The sequence below is a fragment of the Candidatus Neomarinimicrobiota bacterium genome (assembly GCA_016784545.1).
Classification (GTDB): domain Bacteria; phylum Fidelibacterota; class UBA8477; order UBA8477; family JABMPR01; genus JABMPR01.
Genome location: JADHUM010000003.1, coordinates 1 through 16513 on the forward strand (window position 1 = coordinate 1; position 16513 = coordinate 16513).

The window sequence follows — 16513 nt, forward strand, 5'->3', positions numbered from 1 at the left end:
GAATATTAATTGAATAAGGGTTATTGATGATGAAAACAAAGTACATGAATCCCTATCTGGCAGGTGTCCTGTTGGGATTGGTGCTCCTCATGGCATTTTTCTTTTCAGGCCGAGGTCTGGGGGCAAGTGGTGCAGTGAAGAGCGTTGTGGTTACAGCCGTGGATGTGGTTGCTCCTGAGCATGCAGCCAACTCTGACTTTTACAGCAAATATGTTGGTGAGGGGAAATCACCCATGAAAGCCTGGTTGGTTTTCGAAATGATCGGGGTGTTAGTCGGTGGCTTCCTTTCCGGTGCCTTCTCGGGACGCCTCAAATGGAAAGTAGAGCATTTCCCGGGCATTACAGCAAATCGCCGACTCATCTTTGCCGGGATAGGCGGTATCCTGTTTGGCTTTGGTTCCCAATTGGGTCGTGGTTGTACCAGCGGATCTGCTTTAACAGGTATGGCAAGTTTATCTGTCGCAGGATTCGTCTCTATGATGGCAATATTTGGAACTGCCTTTGCCCTGGCATATTTCCTCAGAAAAAATTGGATATAGGAGTCTATCATGGGACCTCTCGTACCTCAAGAAATTATTGGCGCTGACTGGAATTTTTTCATCGCCTTTGTCATTGGAATCGGATTTGGTTTTGTTCTTGAACAGGCCGGATTCTCATCAAGCCGCAAATTGGCCGGTATATTTTACGGTTATGATACGGTTGTGCTTAAAGTGTTTTTTACAGGAGCCATTACAGCCATGCTGGGATTGCTTTTCTTTAGCCTCTTTGGCTGGATTGATCTTAATCTAATCTACGTAAACCCCACCTTTCTGGGAAGCGCTATTGTAGGTGGAATCATCATGGGAGCAGGGTTCATAATCGGTGGCTTTTGTCCCGGGACCAGTGTCTGCGCAGCGGCCATTGGCAAAATTGACGCCATGGTTTTCGTTGGCGGGATCTTTCTAGGTATATTCTTTTTTGCTGAAGGATATCCTTTACTTAAAGACTTTTACATGTCAGGCTCCATGGGACCATTAAAAGTATCTGATGTCCTGGGAATCTCTGGTGGCGTTATGGCTTTACTGGTTATCATAGCCGCTCTTGTCATGTTCAAATTAGGTGAACTGGCTGAAAAAAGATGGCCCAGAGAGGAGTATTAATATGAACATAAGAAATATCATATTTATCGGTTTAATTCTTCTAGGGGTTGTCATTGCCATGGTTCCCGAGAACACAACCAAACCATATAAGCTAACTGCTGAACAAATGCTGGTAGAAGTTCAGGGAGCCGCTGAGATGGTCACAGCAGATGAAGTCGCGCATTGGGTTATATCAAAAGATCCCAGTCTTCGCCTCATAGATGTCCGCACGCCAGATGAGTTCCAGAAATACCACCTGGAAGGAGCAATCAATATTCCAATCTCTGCCATCCTCAAGGATGAATATCGCGATTATGTAGATCAGGGAATCAAAATGAATGTACTCTATTCCAACGGAACTGTGGCATCTCATCAGGCCTGGATGATTTTACGCCAACTGGGTTTTGTGAACAATTATGTCATGCAAGGTGGGTTGAATTACTGGTTTGACACCATTATGAATCCACAAGAACCTGCTTCTACTTCACCAGATGAAGAGTTTGCAAAGTATGACTTTCGTAAGGCAGCGAGTGGTGTCTTCGGAGGCGGTGGCGATGCAACCCTGACCGCTCCTACCCAGACCACGGCAGAAAAGCCAAAGGTAATACGAAGAGAAAAGAAAAAAGCACCCGCCGGTGGTTGTTGAGCACTTCGGCTTCGCTCAGCACAGGCTCTGTCGAAACATGGTTGCAAAATAGTTAGGACGGGGTGGTAGACCTCAGTTTACCAATTACGACCAAGAGGCTGTCCTAAAAAGGGCGGCCTCTTTTTAAGATTTAAAATTTAAGATTTAAGAAGTTAAGAAACTTCGACATTCAAAAATTGTTATTCCTTGCCTGCCATGCAGAAGCCTAAAGGTCCTTTACCTAGCTTTAAAGCATCAAACAATATCATACCCAACGCCTTCCCTCTAGTCTGGCTGACAGAACAGATTCCCTAGCTTTGGATATCAGACATTTCCTGCTCCCATGTCTTGATCAGGTGAATTTTAGTTTTGGGATGGTTGTTGTTGTCAATAATCTGTGAAAATCTGTGAAAATCCGTGTGAATCCGTGGCTAAAAAAGAAAACTCCGTCCCAGGCTCTGAGACAGCCCTTTTTTATCCAATCACAATACCATAACTTCTAAAACACATATTGCCTTTCTCAATGATTCCTTCTACCTACATCGCGATGTGATCATGACACTCACAATAAAGGATTTATTCACCATGCGACTTTCGCCACCCCGATATATTGCAATTACTCTCGTTTTACTATGTTGCCAACTGGCCTATGGTCAAAACCAGGTCGAATTGATCACCGATAAATTTTTCCTCAAGGTGGAGGAAAACTCATTTTCCCAGAGCCAGAGAAGCAGTACCATGCAAATCATGGATATCCCCGGTGTGGCTGACATACTTTCTACTCAAAACACTCTTGATATTCTTCCTGCATTCACATCCTTTTCCATGGAAAACAATGACCCCTATGGTCTGGCAAGAATTTTTGTAATCAATATTTCAGACAATGAGGATGTACTGACTGTTATAAATGAATTAAATGCACTCGCTGATGTTGAATATGCAGAGCCCATGTATATCCGTGAGCTCTATGATACTCAATTCACACCCAATGATGTCTATTTCAGTCAATCCTGGCACCATCCTGTGGTCAGTACTCCAGATGCCTGGGACATTCAAACAGGCAGCGACACAGTGGTTATTGCCATTATTGACACTGGAGTAGATACGGATCACCCCGATCTTGTCAGCAATTTATGGAACAATCCTGGAGAGATAGCCGACAATTCCATTGATGATGATCTCAATGGCAAAGTTGATGATATTTATGGCTGGGACTTCACCCAGGGAGATGCAGATGTGAGCCATGAATGGGGCTGGCATCCCTACAATGCTGAGGATCATGGAACGCATTGCGCGGGTATTGCTGCAGGCGTTACCAATAATCTGATTGGTATTGCAGGTGCATCTCAAAACTCCAAGATCATGACCTGTAAAATTTTTCCCTATGTTTCAGACGTAGCCGCTGCAAATGCAATTATTTACGCAGCAGACAATGGAGCCCATGTTATCAGTAATAGCTGGGGTGGTGGAAGTGCTTCAGCAACCATAGGTAGCGCCATTCTCCATGCTCGCAACACCATGGGGAGTATTGTCCTTTTTGCCTCCGGCAATGATGGTAGTTCTAGCCCCCATTATCCCGGGGCAAGTGCAGGTGCCTTGTGTGTTGGAGCCACAAACAGCTCGGATGGTCGAGCCAGTTTTTCAAATTATGGATCCTGGGTAGATGTGTGTGCGCCTGGTACCAATATCTGGAGTTGCACTGATCCTGGTAATCCAGCTCATAATAGTCAGTATCAAGCCTGGGATGGCACCTCCATGGCAACACCCCTGGCAGCCGGCATCGCCGCCCTCATAAAATCTCAATTCCCCTCTATTACGGTGGATGCATTGGAGGCACGCCTCATGGACGGTGATGATGTGGGTAACCTCCAAATGGGTCTTCGGGTGAATGCCTTAAAAGCGCTAACATCATTCAATGTAAGTCATACTGCATTGACAAATATCATTGATCCAACTGATCCAATAAGCGTATATGTTGAAACTTTTGCCGAAGCCGGCTCATCCCTTTCCTTAACCCTGAACTACTCTATTTCGGGGAGTGAATATTCAAGTCTTGAAATGACGGAAGCATCACCAAATAATTGGAGTAGTGAAATTCCAGCTCCTGAAATTGGTTCTATTGTTGAGTACTATATCCATGCAATTGATGGTGATGATAACAATGTATATCATCCGCTTACTGCGCCAGAGATTCCTCATTTTTTTCTGGTGGGACCATCAGGATTATTCCCAACTCTCATCTATGAGGATGCCGAAACTGAGCAGGGGTGGTCTTTGGGAATTCCCAGTGACAATGCCACGGCAGGTATATGGATTCGCGATGAGCCAATTGGAACCTGGGATGGACTTGACCCAGTTCAGCCTGACGAGGACCACTCCCCCACAGGCTCCATATGTTTTGTAACAGGGAATGCAGCATTCGACGGTACCAATACTGGTGCTGGTGATGTGGATGGTGGACGAACGACCCTTGAGAGTCCAGTTTATCCCATCCCTCCAGGTATCTCTCCAGTGATCAGCTATTGGCGTTGGTATACCAATGATCATGGTGATACACCGGGTCAGGATAACTGGGAAGTTCAAATACGTGATCAGAACAATATCTGGGTTACCCTGGAGCAAACGACGCAATCGGATAATTCATGGAGCGAATACCAGTTCCTGGCCAAACACATATTTGAACAACCTAATCAGCTTCAGCTCAGATTTATTGCTGAAGATCTTCCTGGAGGTTCCGTTGTAGAAGCTGCCGTCGATGACTTGCATATATTTTATACTGGCGAAGTCAGTTTTATACCCGGTGATGTCAATTTTGATACTCAGATCAACATACAGGACTTGGTTCTAATCGTCGCCCATATCCTTGGCAATTCAACCCTACAGGGCAATGCAGCCTTTGCAGCTGACTTCAATCTTGATGCCACAGTAAATATTCAAGACGTGGTCACACTAGTTTCTGCCATATTGGGAGATTAAATAGAGTCTGTCTTTAATCGCTTCTCTCACAACGAAACAAATGAAATTCTCGAAGACATATATTGCTATTTCGTAATAGTCGTCCAACCTGTCTGTCGAAACCCATAGGGTGTAGACAGATTGGTAGTAAAAACTCTAATAGCAACGGTTTCAAACTACCCTTATAGACGGCACAACGCTCTCTCTATTCAGGCTGACAGAATAGATTCCTTTTGTCTGGTGAACTGATTTTAGCCTTTTAGGATTGAAAAGTGACTTTTAGAATAGATTTTACATAAATCCGTGGCTAAAAATATCAAAATCGCCGCAGGTCTCGAGACAGCCTCTGTTTTCGGTCCACAAACACATCGACTTGTAATTCAATCTTGATGCCACAGTAAATATTCAGGATGTGGTAACTTTAGTGACAGCAATACTGAACTAGGTTTGCGTGCTCCGGTTATGAATGGGAATCAAAGAGGGTAAGCTGAGGCTCTTGATCCCGTTTGAAAAACTGCATTTCCGTTGGAATCTGATGTAGCTTGCAACGTTCATAGAATAAAGTATACAGGGCGTTTGCTTTGGGTGAATTACAACCATAACTATTCCCAAAATCCTTGATGTATTTATCCTTTAGCCCTGGAAATGATTTATCAATCTGTTGGTAGAAATAATCCCGTGAACCTTCACGGAGTGTCACTCCCATATACGGTAAGATATATTGAGCATCTGCAGTTTTTGCCAGACCCACCAGCTCCTTTATATTCTTATGAGTGTCATTCAGATACGGTAATATGGGCATCATTGTGATGCCTGTGTATATCCCAGCTTTTCTAAGAGCCGCCATAGCCTGGAAACGGAGAGATGGCGCAGGAGCGTGAGGCTCAATAATCTTGGCAAGATCATCATCGGCTGTGGTGATCGTAAATGTAACTGCACAGTAATTCTCTTGTAGATTGAGGAGCAAATCCAGGTCGCGTAGAACCAGATCACTTTTGGTCATGATATGGACTGGAAACCGGTAATCTGAGATCACTTCAAGTGCTTTTCGGGTATGCTCTAGCTTTCGTTCAACAGGCATATATGGATCATTCATGGAGCCAGTGCCAATGGTTCCCTTTAACCGTTTTGTACTGAGTTCCTTCTCCAAGAGTTTAATGGCATTCTCTTTAACATAGATTTTTGAGAGTTCATCCATACCATAACAGGTAGAGCGAGAATCACAATAAATGCAGCCATGTTGACAACCGCGATAAAGATTCATGTTGTAACTCAATCCAAAGAATGAATCATCTTTAACACGAGACAGGATAGTTTTTGACTGAATGAATTCCATGAGTTATCCATGAATATAAATGCTCTGGATTATACCCCTATCCTAAAAAAGCTAGCGAGGATCAAACAGAGTGGAAACTACCCCACAATTTGGCAGCAAACCTAATCGTTGGTTAGATACTTTTTTTGCCTGTAATTATTTAAAACATTGACCTCAAACTCTAGGGCATTATTATTGCCTTATCTTTACCAAAGTGGAGTTGTAATGCACGAAATGTCCATCGCCATGAATATCATCAGTATCGCCTGCAAAGAGGCTGACAAGGATGGTGCTAGTTCCATATCTAACATCGAACTTGATGTGGGGAAATTGTCCGGGGTCATGATTGATTCGCTTAATTTCTGCTATGAATCTGTTTGCAAGGGCACGCTGGCGGAAAACTCTACTCTATCCATCAATGAGGTACCTGCCAGGGCAAGCTGCAAAAAGTGCAATCATGTATTCGAAATTGATTCATTTATGGCTCTCTGTCCTCAGTGTGAGAGCTATGAAATTGACATACTCCAGGGCCGCGAGTTAAAACTTAGAGCTATTAGCGTAAATGAATAGCACGGGAAAAACGACAAACAGATCTCGCCAAGACCGCGAAGATGCAGGGGCTGATAGAGTGGAAGTAACCGGCTTGAAACCCTTTTCTAACTCTGCGACTCTGCGATCTCTGCGAGAGCATAAATAAATTTAATCTGAGTGAAAGGATATAGATATGTGTGATACCTGTGGATGTGGGGCTGATAGTACAACCTTTAGAAAACATGGTGAAGACCAGCACAGTCACGGAGATGGACATCACCATACTCATGACCATCACGACCATGATCATTCTCACGATCATTCCCATGATAGAACCATTGCTGTAGAGCAGGATATTCTTGGTGAGAATAATTTATTAGCCCAGAGGAACCGTGGCTATTTCGAAGCAAAAAATATATTCGCAATTAATATGGTGAGTTCGCCTGGATCCGGTAAAACCACTCTCCTTGAAAAAACCTTAGCTACCTTAAAAGAAGAAATTCCCAGTGCTGTGATTGAGGGTGATCAACAAACCATGAATGATGCTGATCGCATTGCAAAAACGGGGGTACCTGTCTTGCAGATTAACACTGGAAATGGCTGCCATCTCGATGCCGAAATGATCCACACAGCTTATGGTGAGTTAAAGTTGCAGGACAATTCAGCCCTCTTCATTGAAAATGTGGGCAACCTGGTCTGTCCAGCTCTTTTCGATCTGGGTGAAGACAAGCGGGTCGTGGTTATCAGTGTGACGGAGGGTGACGATAAACCCCTGAAATACCCCACCATGTTCCATGCAGCTGATATCTGTATCATAAATAAAATTGATTTACTCCCGTATGTGCAATTTGATGTAGAGAAATGCAAGGAATACGCGCGTCAAGTAAACCACCATCTTGAATTCTTTGAAGTATCAGCCACCACTGGCGAAGGTATGGATACCTGGTATGCCTGGCTGAAGGAAAACACGAAGTAGTCTCTGTGTATCTTGCCACGTTAGGCACAAACCCAACAGTCATTACGAGGAATGAAATGACGAAGCAATCTCGAAATTGAGATCGCTGTGTTCCCATTTATCTCTCGCAATGACAGCATCACATTTTTATCGCAACTATTAAATGCCTGAACACTTAAAACATAAGAGACGTCGACTGACAATCAACGGAATCGTTCAGGGGGTGGGATTCCGCCCCTTTATTTATTCCCTTGCCAGAGATATCGGGCTGGTTGGCTCAGTTTACAACACCTCTGATGGTGTCAAGGTTGATATCCAGGGAAATTCACAACAACTCAGGCAATTTGAATCCCGTTTACAGCCTGAAGCACCTCCTCTTTCAACCATTATCTCTGTAGAAATAGAAGAAATTCCTGTTCTTGATGAAGCTGACTTCAACATTGTAGCTTCCCATGACAATGCGTCGGTTTCAACACTAATATCTCCAGATGTTGCCCTGTGTGATGATTGTAAGGCCGAGCTCTTTGATGATAAGAATCGTCGATACAGATATCCCTTCATCAACTGCACCAATTGTGGCCCACGCTATACAATTATTGAAAATATTCCCTATGATCGCCCCTTCACTTCAATGAAGCATTTTCCACTTTGCGAGGTCTGTCATGCTGAATACCAGGACCCTCAGGACCGGCGTTTTCATGCCCAGCCCAACGCTTGTCCAGATTGTGGTCCGCAAGTGTGGCTCACAGATGGAATGGGTATGCGGATTGAATCCACGGATTCTGTCTCAAAAACCATAGCACTTCTGGTCGAAGGCAAAATTTTGGCCATAAAAGGTCTTGGTGGATTTCATCTGGCAGTCGATGCCAGTAATGCTAATGCAGTAAGTCAATTGCGTCTTGCCAAAGGTCGAGATGAAAAGCCTCTGGCGCTTATGGTAAGAGATATGAATACGGCCCATGAGCTCGTAAAACTGAATCAGGATGAAACCAATACCTTACTCTCAATTCAGGCTCCTATCGTGCTGTGTACTTCGATTTCTAATGATAAAATTTCTCCTAACGTCGCACCAGGAAATGATCGATTGGGTATCATGCTCCCCTATACACCTCTCCATCACATGCTCCTGTCTGGGAAACTGGATTCATTGGTCATGACCTCGGCCAATTTCAGTGAAGAACCAATCTGTATCGATAATGACGAAGCGCTTGAGCGTCTATCTGGTCTGGCAGATTATTTCCTTCTGCATAATCGGGATATCTATTTACGTAGCGATGATTCAGTTGTCATGGAAATGGCTGGCAAGCTTCGTCCCATTCGTCGTAGCAGGGGGTATGCTCCCCGACCCATTTTTATGAAGAAGAAGGGTCCATCAATTCTGGCAGTTGGTGGTGAATTGAAAAACGTGGTTGGATTGTCAAAAGATGAAAAAGTCTTTTTAAGTCAACATATTGGTGATCTGGAAAATCTTGAAGCCTTTGAGTTTTTCAAAATGACCATCGAGCACATCCAGAGAATATTTGAAATTCAACCTGAGCTTATAGTACATGATCTGCATCCTGAATATCTCTCGACAAAATGGGCAAAGGATCAAAGCTTACCCCTGTTGGGTGTTCAGCATCATCATGCTCATCTGGCTGCCTGCATGGCTGAGAATGATCTGGAAGAACCGGTAATTGGTATCATCATGGATGGAACCGGTTACGGCATGGATGGAACCCTCTGGGGTGGTGAATTCCTCGTAGGTGATGCTTCAGGATTTGAAAGGAAAGCACATTTTGAGCCCATGCCCCTCCCGGGTGGTGAAGCTGCCATCAGATCGCCCTGGCGTATAGGGCTAAGTTACCTCCATCAAGTATTTGGTGCCGATCTACCTGACATTCCTGCACTTATGGATCGTGATATTCAACCAATCATTCAAATGCTGAATGCAAACATCAATTCTCCCATGACCAGCAGTTGTGGACGTCTCTTTGATGCAGTCGCTGCTCTTTCGGGAGGACGGCAGGAAATTCGGTATGAAGCACAGGCTGCCATCGAATTTATGCAGGCGGCTGGAAATCGTCTGGGTTCAGACTATTCTGAGTTTGATTTTCAGCTGAGTGAAGGTGGGCAAACAATTTCAATCACCAATGTAATGCATGATCTGGTTCAAAAAATTCAGGCCGGAAAAGATTTAGAAGCCATCAGTCAATGGTTTCATTATTCCCTTGTCAAAACATTTACATCAATATCGGTTGAGCTCAGCAGAGAGACTGGTATCAAACAGCTCGTGTTAAGTGGCGGCGTTTTTCAGAATACTTTATTGTTCGAAGGACTCCAGACCGAGTTGAATAAGGTAGGTTTCGATGTGTTCACCCACAGTCAGGTACCGACAAATGATGGTGGGATCGCTTTGGGGCAGGTAATTATTGGGCAGAAGTTTTTGAGTTTTTGAGTTTTTGAGTTTTTGAGTTTTTGAGTTTTTGAGTTAAAATGTCCTGAACCCACCCAAAGTACAGGAGATAATATGAGTAAACTCAATAAATTTGAGGATATTTTGGCATGGAAAAAGGCACGGATACTTGTATCAAAATTATATACTGTTTCAAATTCGGGTCATTTTAGGAGAGATTTTTCCATGAAAGATCAAACACGTCGGTGTGGAGTATCCATTATGGGGAATGTTGCTGAAGGATTCGGTCGGAGGTCCAAGAAGGAATTTGCTGACTTCTTGAATATTGCCCATGGGTCGGCCGCGGAACTTCAATCTCATTTATATATTGCCCTTGATTTGGGCTATATTGAACCAGAAATTTTTAATGAACTTTATCTGGAATGTGAAGAAATATCAAAAATGATATTAGGCTTCCAAAACTATTTGAGAAAAAACATTTAGATGGTATGACCAACTCCCTTGCCCTTCCAGATAACTCAATTAACTCAGGAACCCTCATATGTGCCTAGCAATCCCCGGAAAACTACTTGAAATCTTTGACGAAAATGGTCTTAAAATGGGCAATATTGATTTTGCAGGATCGGTGAGTAAGGCCTGTCTGGAGTACGTCCCTGAAATTGAAATAGGCCAGTATACCATCGTCCATGCTGGATTTGCTCTTTCTGTACTCAATGAGGAGGAGGCTAAAAACTCATTTGATGCCTGGGATGATTTGATTGATCGTGCCAACGCTGAAGGAATTGAAATGGAAAAGCTGGAGCGTCCAGATTGAAGTATCTTGACGAATTCCGCGATCCCGTTGTAGCCAAAAAGATACTCAAGGAGATTCATGCTGTTACCACCCAACCCTGGGTGATCATGGAGATCTGTGGTGGTCAAACCCACTCAATCATCCGCAACGGAATTGATCAAGTTCTCCCCAAAGAGATTGAGCTCGTCCATGGACCTGGTTGTCCCGTGTGTGTCACGCCTCTTGAGATTATTGATAGAGCCATTGAAATAGCAGGTAGGCCTGATGTAATATTTACCAGTTTTGGCGATATGCTTCGCGTTCCAGGCAGCCATAAAGATCTGTTTATGGTGAGATCTGAAGGTGGTGATGTTCGCACCGTGTTTTCCCCCCTGGAAAGCTTGAAAATCGCCCGCGAAAATCCAGATAAGGAGGTTGTTTTCTTTGCTGTTGGTTTTGAAACGACTGCCCCTGGCAACGCCATGGCTGTGGCACAAGCCGCCAAGGAAGGTTTGACTAATTTCAGTGAACTGGTAAGCCATGTTCTGGTTCCACCCGCCATGGAAGCGCTGCTCTCCTCCCCCTTAAATCGGGTTCAAGGATATCTAGCGGCGGGACATGTCTGCACTGTGATGGGTTGGGATGAATATGATCCTATTGCCAAAAAATATGAGGTACCCATCGTCATTACCGGCTTTGAGCCCATGGATGTGCTGGATGGCATTCTGCATACAGTCAAGCAACTTGAAGCAGGTACTCATATGGTTGAGAACAGGTATGCCCGCATTGTGGAGCAGGGTGGAAATCAACCCGCTCAAGCCCTGATAAAGGACGTATTTGAAATTGCCAATCGTAAATGGCGTGGTATCGGCGAAATTCCAGCCAGCGGGTTCAAAATTCGAGAAAAATATGCTGCTTTTGATGCAGAGCTGAAATTCTCAGTTGGTGATATTCATACAGAGGAACCAGAAGCCTGTATCAGCGGGGTTATCCTTCAGGGTTTGAAGAAACCTCACGATTGCCCAGCCTTTGGGAAGGAATGCACACCTCAGAACCCTCTGGGTGCCACCATGGTTTCCAGTGAAGGTGCATGTGCGGCCTACTATAAATATCAACGCATTCTGAGTAACTAATAATCTCTGAAAGAAGTGAGTCAAACTATGGATTTTCCTGAAGCCTTATCCTGTCCTGTTCCCATCCTCAGTCATGACACAGTTCAACTGGCCCATGGTGCTGGAGGAAAACTCTCCAATGAGATGATTGACAAAATCTTCCTGCCCCGCTTCACCAACAGCACTTTAGATAAAATGGAAGATCAGGCAGTCCTTGAGAATCCAGGTGGACGGATTGCTTTTAGTACCGATACTTTTGTGGTTGATCCCATCTTTTTTCCCGGAGGAGATATAGGTGATCTGGCCATTAACGGCACCGTGAATGACATCGCCATGAGTGGTGCCATTCCCAGATACCTGAGTGTCGGCTTTATTCTGGAAGAGGGACTTCCCTTTGAAACGCTACACCGAATTGTCCTTTCCATGGAGAAGGCAGCTAAACTTGCTGGTGTCCAAATTGTTGCCGGTGATACCAAGGTTGTAAACCGGGGCAGTTGCGATAAACTGTTTATCAATACCAGCGGATTCGGCTTTGTACCTGATGATGTCAATATTTCAGCTTCAAATCTTGAAGTTGGGGATAAAATCATCTTGTCGGGGACGCTGGCAGATCATGGAATGGCTGTCATGACCACTCGTGAGGGATTATCCTTTCAGTCAACTGTGGAAAGTGATACAGCCGGATTAAATCATCTTGTCCAGGATATGCTCGCTGTAAGCACCAATATTCATGCTTTGAGGGATCCAACGCGTGGTGGTCTGGCCACAACGCTTAATGAATTTGCTGCATCTTCTACTGTAGGAATTCAACTCTATGGGGATACCATTCCTGTAAAAGAGAATGTCCGCGGTGCCTGTGAGATATTGGGAATTGATCCACTTTACGTAGCCAACGAAGGTAAGTTGGTAGCCATTGTGCCGCCAGATGTCGCAGATGAAATGCTGAATGCTATGCATGGCAATGAACACGGAAAGTCAGCAACTATTATTGGTGAAGTTACAGACAAGCATCCTGGAATAGTGGCTATACAGACAGGATTAGGAGCCAATCGAATTGTGGATATGCCCGTAGGAGAACAGCTTCCGCGTATCTGCTAGCTAAAAGCGCATATTATGGGGTTGGTGCTACATAATCTTTTGAACGAGTTCGTGATTCCGAAATGTACTCGTTGAAATATCCTGCCCACTTAAATCGAATATCCCAGATTTCCTGGTTGGATGTCAATTCCGGGTAATCAATGAGCTCCGTCTTGCTCAACACAAACTGGCTTCTAAGCATGGTGGGAAAGATCTGGGCAACCAGACTTGGGAAATCCGGGACGCGGTAACTTGTGAGATCATTCCGACCAACAATATTCCAGGTATATACTGATTCACCAGACCGAAAACGCCAATAGCTCCTGATTTGATCAAAGGTGCCTGTCGTTGTGATCTCAAAATTGTTTTTGGAGCCTGACACAAATGTCATGCTTGCATCGATGGTTTCAAACTGGCCGGGAATATTGCCATAGACCGTATTGTAATTCCAACCACCACTTTTGAAATAATACATATAGGTACGATAATCCTGCATCTCAGACTGCGGAGTGTGCACGCGCATGGTGGTTGTATTTGGATCAAAGCGAACTCGATCCAGTAAAAATGATCCATGACTATAATCTCCTGAAACTGTATAACCGTATAGCAAAGTTCGGGCTTCTTGTGCGTCTGAAGGGAATTGCACACTATGCTCAGTTGTCGATATGAGATTACTCAGGCTGATATCGTAACCCTGGGGTTGTAAAGCATCATACCAAAGATAGCCAGTTCCGTTTGATGTATTGCTCAGTCGTAAATACACACCGGTTTCAGCCTTGTAGGTCTTGAGCGACAATTCTGCAGGGATTTGAGTGTCAAACCCCCAAAGCTCTGCATAGGCATTGGCCACAGACCAACCCGTGTGTGAGGGTACAGAACTAATACTGAAATCAATGGTTTGATAAAAATTCAAATCCACCCGTGGTAATCCCCGAAAGGTCCACGTTTCACCACGAGGAATGTCCAGATAGGTTGCAATATTGACATTGCCATATCCATCAGCCCTCATCGTGGTAATAGAAATATTTCCCGAATCAGATGGACTCTGATTTAGATCCTCAATCACTACTGTAGCATTACCAGTCCAGGACGATTGTCCCAGCAAGGTCCCTGACATATCCTGAACAAACAAAACACCGGCTCCACAGTCTGCACAGAGCCAATTATTAACGTACTTCGCTGTGAATAATACATTGGCCACACGCACAACCACCTGATTCGACAGGGTTTCGTTCCCAGCATCATCGATAGCTCGACATTGAAGGGAATGCTCCCCATTCTCGTATTCCAGTGTATTCCAGCTTGCGGTAAAGGGTTCACTATGAAGGGTCTCGATCAAGTCACCATCGACAAAAAACTCAACCGATTCGATCCCCTCATCATCGGCAACCAGAGCGCTGATAGACGTCACACCAGCCACTGTTGAATTATTGAGGGGGGAGGAAATACTGATTTCAGGAAGGCTGGTATTAACCCCCTCCTGACAACCGATTAAAAGCAGCGTAGCGATTAACCCGACCCATTGAAGTTTCACTGTTTCAATCCCCTTTAATTATTACTCGGATTATTCTGCTGTCGTACCCAGTTGACGATGTAGATAAGTGAATTCGATAGCAGCCATGGTCGCATATTGTTTCAAATTCGCTCCAGCTGCATGCCCACCTTCAATATTTTCATAATACATAACCGGATGCCCCTGTTCCAGCATACGGGCAACCATTTTCCTGGCGTGTCCTGGATGAACACGATCATCCTTGGTTGAGGTTGTAAACATCACTCTGGGATATGACTTTTGAGGGTCTAAAAGATGGTATGGAGAATGAGCTTTGAGATATGCGCCTTCTTGGGGATCGTCGGGGTCTCCGTACTCCCCCATCCAACTGGCACCTGCCAGTAATTTATGATATCGCATCATATCAAGCAGGGGAACCTGGGAAACCACAGCACCAAACAGATCGGGTCTCAAGGTAAAAGCCGCACCGACCAAAAGTCCACCACCGCTGCCCCCCATAATACCCAACTTCTCTGGGGAGGTGATACCACTGTTGATCATATCCTCAGCTATGGCGAAAAAATCCTCATAGGATTTGTGTCGATTGGTCTTCAGGGCAGCTTGATGCCAGGCAGGACCATATTCACCTCCACCTCTGATATTTGCCAGGGCAAATATGCCCCCCTTCTCCATCCACAGCTTTCCAGTTTTAGACCAATATTGAGATTTCTCGGATACTTCAAATCCACCATAACCATAAAGAAGGGTAGGATTGCTACCGTCTAAGGGCATATCCTTCACACTCACGAGAAAATAGGGAATTTTGGTACCATCTTTACTGATGGCAAACTTTTGATTTACTTCAAGGTTTTCACTATCATAGCGAGCTGGCGATTGTTGGATCAAGATGGGGTTTGCAGTCGCTTCGGTATAGTAACTCAGTGTCGTTGGTGTAATCAAGTCATTGTAGGTGCAAAAGAAATTGGCATTCAGAGGGTCGGCACCGTAAATGGAAAGAGTTCCTCCATTGGGGAGATCTAGCATATCCAGTTCCCATGATTCATCTTTCAAACTGACACGGAATACCTTGTCCACAACGTTTTGCTGAATAGTGAGAAGGGGGTTTGCAGATGAAAAACAAATATCCAAAATAGAACTTTCTGAATCGGGAGTAAACACATCTGTTTTCGCATTCGATTCCAGGTCCAGGGCGATAAGCGAGCCTTTTACACTTCCCCTCCAATCCGTCCTGAGTACTGCAAACGCTTGATCTCGCCAGATACCCTTAAAATCAGCATCATGGGGTAAATCTATTCTTTGGGTGGCCATATTTTTATCCACCCATAATATTTCGTGTGACCAGAAATCCTTTGATTTACTAATCAGGGAGTAATTTCCTTCTGCTGTGAATATGGTCCAGCCCCAGGTACCTACATCCTCCAAGGGAATTCTGGCTAGTTCAGGAGATGCGGCCAAATCGTCACCCCGCGTCCATACTTTTACACTGGCGGCATAGCCACTCTCGGTCATGCTGCCTGGTCCAAAGTCTGTGGCCACAAACACTTGATCCTGGTTAATCCAGCTCACGGTTGATTTTTCTTCAGGAACAGTAAAGCCATCCTCAATAAAAGAACGAGTGGAGATATCGAATTCGCGCACCACAACTGCATCCTTGCCACCCCGTGACAGTTCAATCAGGAAGCGATTGTAAGCTGGGGGTAAACCTGCAGTGCTTTTATAGACCCAGTTCTCGCTCTCCATGTCAGCCAAAGCATCTACATCAAGCAACACATCCCATTCTGGCTTATTGTCCAGATATGCTGCCAGGGGTGACCGACGCCAGATCCCCCTGATATGCACATCGTCACGCCAGAAGTTGTAAATATAATCTCCCCTGATTTTGCCATATACCAGCCTGTCTTGCGCCTCATAAATAGCCAGAGCTTCACGCTCAAATTGTTCGAAACGGGGGTCAGCATGCAATTCGCTCAAAGTAAGAGCGTTCTGTTCCCTCACCCAGTTTAGAGCTCGTTCACCTTCTACTTCTTCAAGCCAGATATAGGGGTCTTTCACATTCAATTGAGGAACACTTTCTGGTTTTGGTATGCAGGAAAGCACTATCAGGGCAAGCAGCCCGATAACTATTTTAAATTTGTCCAAAGTAGG

The 16513-nt window shown here is 44.6% G+C and carries 14 protein-coding genes; 11 read left to right on the forward strand and 3 right to left on the reverse strand.

Annotation, left to right across the window (positions count from 1 at the left end):
- The first annotated feature begins 26 nt into the window (after positions 1 to 26).
- The 4 genes from ISR87_01215 to ISR87_01230 all read left to right on the forward strand — a co-directional run bounded on the left by ISR87_01215 (position 27) and on the right by ISR87_01230 (position 4719).
- Positions 27 to 539, forward strand: coding sequence for a YeeE/YedE family protein (locus ISR87_01215; GenBank protein MBL7024046.1), 513 nt, complete (start codon positions 27 to 29; stop codon positions 537 to 539).
- 9 nt (positions 540 to 548) lie between these two features.
- Positions 549 to 1139, forward strand: a complete 591-nt coding sequence (locus ISR87_01220) for a YeeE/YedE family protein (GenBank protein ID MBL7024047.1) — start codon at positions 549 to 551, stop codon at positions 1137 to 1139.
- Position 1140: 1 nt separating this feature from the next.
- A complete protein-coding gene (locus ISR87_01225) occupies positions 1141 to 1764 on the forward strand; it encodes a rhodanese-like domain-containing protein (GenBank protein MBL7024048.1) in 624 nt (207 codons plus the stop codon).
- A 564-nt stretch (positions 1765 to 2328) separates the two neighbouring features.
- Positions 2329 to 4719: a S8 family serine peptidase gene (locus tag ISR87_01230; GenBank protein MBL7024049.1), complete on the forward strand. Its 2391-nt coding sequence runs from the start codon at positions 2329 to 2331 to the stop codon at positions 4717 to 4719.
- Between the two features lie 439 nt (positions 4720 to 5158).
- Here ISR87_01230 and ISR87_01235 read toward each other — a convergent pair whose 3' ends face one another.
- Positions 5159 to 6034 carry a radical SAM protein gene (locus ISR87_01235; protein MBL7024050.1) on the reverse strand — a complete coding sequence of 292 codons (876 nt, stop codon included), beginning with the start codon at positions 6032 to 6034 and terminating at the stop codon, positions 5159 to 5161.
- Between the two features lie 204 nt (positions 6035 to 6238).
- Between ISR87_01235 and hypA the strand changes: the two genes are divergently transcribed.
- From hypA to hypE, 7 genes are all read left to right on the forward strand, one after another.
- Complete coding sequence (hypA, locus tag ISR87_01240; GenBank protein MBL7024051.1) at positions 6239 to 6583, forward strand: hydrogenase maturation nickel metallochaperone HypA; 345 nt, start codon at positions 6239 to 6241, stop codon at positions 6581 to 6583.
- A gap of 154 nt (positions 6584 to 6737) precedes the next feature.
- The gene (hypB, locus tag ISR87_01245) at positions 6738 to 7520 is read left to right on the forward strand and encodes a hydrogenase nickel incorporation protein HypB (GenBank protein MBL7024052.1); all 783 of its coding nucleotides are present in this window, start codon (positions 6738 to 6740) and stop codon (positions 7518 to 7520) included.
- A 142-nt stretch (positions 7521 to 7662) separates the two neighbouring features.
- Positions 7663 to 9936 carry a carbamoyltransferase HypF gene (hypF, locus tag ISR87_01250; protein ID MBL7024053.1) on the forward strand — a complete coding sequence of 758 codons (2274 nt, stop codon included), beginning with the start codon at positions 7663 to 7665 and terminating at the stop codon, positions 9934 to 9936.
- Positions 9937 to 10008: 72 nt separating this feature from the next.
- On the forward strand, positions 10009 to 10377 hold the full coding sequence (locus tag ISR87_01255; protein MBL7024054.1) for a four helix bundle protein: 369 nt from the start codon (positions 10009 to 10011) through the stop codon (positions 10375 to 10377).
- Positions 10378 to 10435: 58 nt separating this feature from the next.
- Positions 10436 to 10708, forward strand: a complete 273-nt coding sequence (locus tag ISR87_01260) for a HypC/HybG/HupF family hydrogenase formation chaperone (GenBank protein MBL7024055.1) — start codon at positions 10436 to 10438, stop codon at positions 10706 to 10708.
- On the forward strand, positions 10705 to 11799 hold the full coding sequence (gene hypD / locus ISR87_01265; GenBank protein ID MBL7024056.1) for a hydrogenase formation protein HypD: 1095 nt from the start codon (positions 10705 to 10707) through the stop codon (positions 11797 to 11799). Before ISR87_01260 ends, hypD begins: the two co-directional genes overlap by 4 nt.
- A 27-nt stretch (positions 11800 to 11826) precedes the next feature.
- Complete coding sequence (gene hypE / locus ISR87_01270) at positions 11827 to 12876, forward strand: hydrogenase expression/formation protein HypE (protein ID MBL7024057.1); 1050 nt, start codon at positions 11827 to 11829, stop codon at positions 12874 to 12876.
- A gap of 13 nt (positions 12877 to 12889) precedes the next feature.
- On the opposite strand, the gene ISR87_01275 is transcribed toward hypE, so the two are convergent.
- Together ISR87_01275 and ISR87_01280 are read right to left on the reverse strand one after the other, a co-directional pair.
- Positions 12890 to 14389 carry a hypothetical protein gene (locus tag ISR87_01275; GenBank protein MBL7024058.1) on the reverse strand — a complete coding sequence of 500 codons (1500 nt, stop codon included), beginning with the start codon at positions 14387 to 14389 and terminating at the stop codon, positions 12890 to 12892.
- A gap of 30 nt (positions 14390 to 14419) precedes the next feature.
- Positions 14420 to 16507, reverse strand: a complete 2088-nt coding sequence (locus ISR87_01280) for a S9 family peptidase (GenBank protein ID MBL7024059.1) — start codon at positions 16505 to 16507, stop codon at positions 14420 to 14422.
- Positions 16508 to 16513: the final 6 nt, after the last annotated feature.